The organism is Phreatobacter oligotrophus (assembly GCF_003046185.1).
Lineage (GTDB): Bacteria > Pseudomonadota > Alphaproteobacteria > Rhizobiales > Phreatobacteraceae > Phreatobacter > Phreatobacter oligotrophus.
In genome coordinates this window covers 1-1,026 of sequence record NZ_PZZL01000066.1, presented here as the reverse complement: position 1 = coordinate 1,026, position 1,026 = coordinate 1, and the positions used below count along the sequence as shown (strand labels likewise).

1 protein-coding gene is annotated in these 1,026 nt (G+C 63.4%); it reads right to left on the bottom strand.

The features are described from left to right. Positions 1–12: 12 nt before the first annotated feature. The gene (locus tag C8P69_RS23385) at positions 13–945 is read right to left on the bottom strand and encodes an IS481 family transposase (protein WP_108179822.1); all 933 of its coding nucleotides are present in this window, start codon (positions 943–945) and stop codon (positions 13–15) included. Positions 946–1,026 lie beyond the last annotated feature (81 nt).

Genomic DNA, 1,026 nt, shown 5'->3' with positions numbered 1-1,026 from the left:
TGTGGGTTCTGATCAGGTTGTTCCGGCGAGTACCTGAGCCGGCGATCGTCGTGCGAGGCTAACATGGGGCCGGTGGTGGTTGTACCAGGCCAGCCACCGGGGCAGATCGACGGCGCGTCGGTGTGATGAGGGGAACGGGATCGCATAGGCCCATTCCCTCAACATGGTCTGGATGAAGCGCTCCGCCTTACCATTTGTCTTCGGGGTGTATGGGCGTGTCCGGATGTGCCGGATGCCAAGCATCCGCAACACCTTGCGGAAGAGCCTGGCGATGTAGCCCGAGCCGTTATCGGTCATCACCCGTTCGACGCGGACGCCCCGCTCCTTGAACCACCGCAGCGCCCTGATGAGGAAGCCGGTCGTCGACCAACGCTTCTCATCGGGCAGCACCTCTACGTAGGCCAGCCGCGTCGCGTCATCGATGGCAACGTGCAGGAAGTCGTACCCCATGCCTTCACTGCCGCCGCGCGGATTGCCGGTGATGCGATGACCCACGCCTTCGAAGCGAGCGAGCTTTTTGATGTCGAGGTGAAGAAGCTCGCCAGGACGCTCACGTTGATAGCGGCGAACAGGCTCCTTCGGCTCGAGCGCGGACAGCCGTCCAAGCCCGAGGCGTGTCAGCCAGCTGGCCACGGTTGATCGCGCCAGTCCAAGACGAGAGGCAATCTCATCTCCCGTCAGCCGGTACTCGCGGCGCAATCGCACAGCCAAGTCGGCCCAGAACCGTCCCGATCCAGAGTTCGCTGTCAGAGGACGCGACGAGCGGTTCTCAAGCCCGGCCGTTCCGTCCGACCGCCACCGCGACAGCCACTTGCGGGCTGTTCGCTCGCTGATCCCAAAACCTGCGGCGACAACCGCCACTGGTCGCCCATCTTCGACAATCCGCCTGATCATCTCGGCTCGACCAAGCGGCGTCATTCGCGCATTCTTGTGCGGGTTGTTCATCCTCGTGCCCTGTGGTGCTTCGTGTCGCGACGACCACCATCAGGCCCTCACGGGCGATGAACAACCTCCTCAGAACCCACA

Excerpts from the sequence above, each read along its gene's own strand:
- C8P69_RS23385 (WP_108179822.1), bottom strand. The coding sequence starts at position 945 with ATGAACAACCCGCACAAGAATGCGCGAATGACGCCGCTTGGTCGAGCC.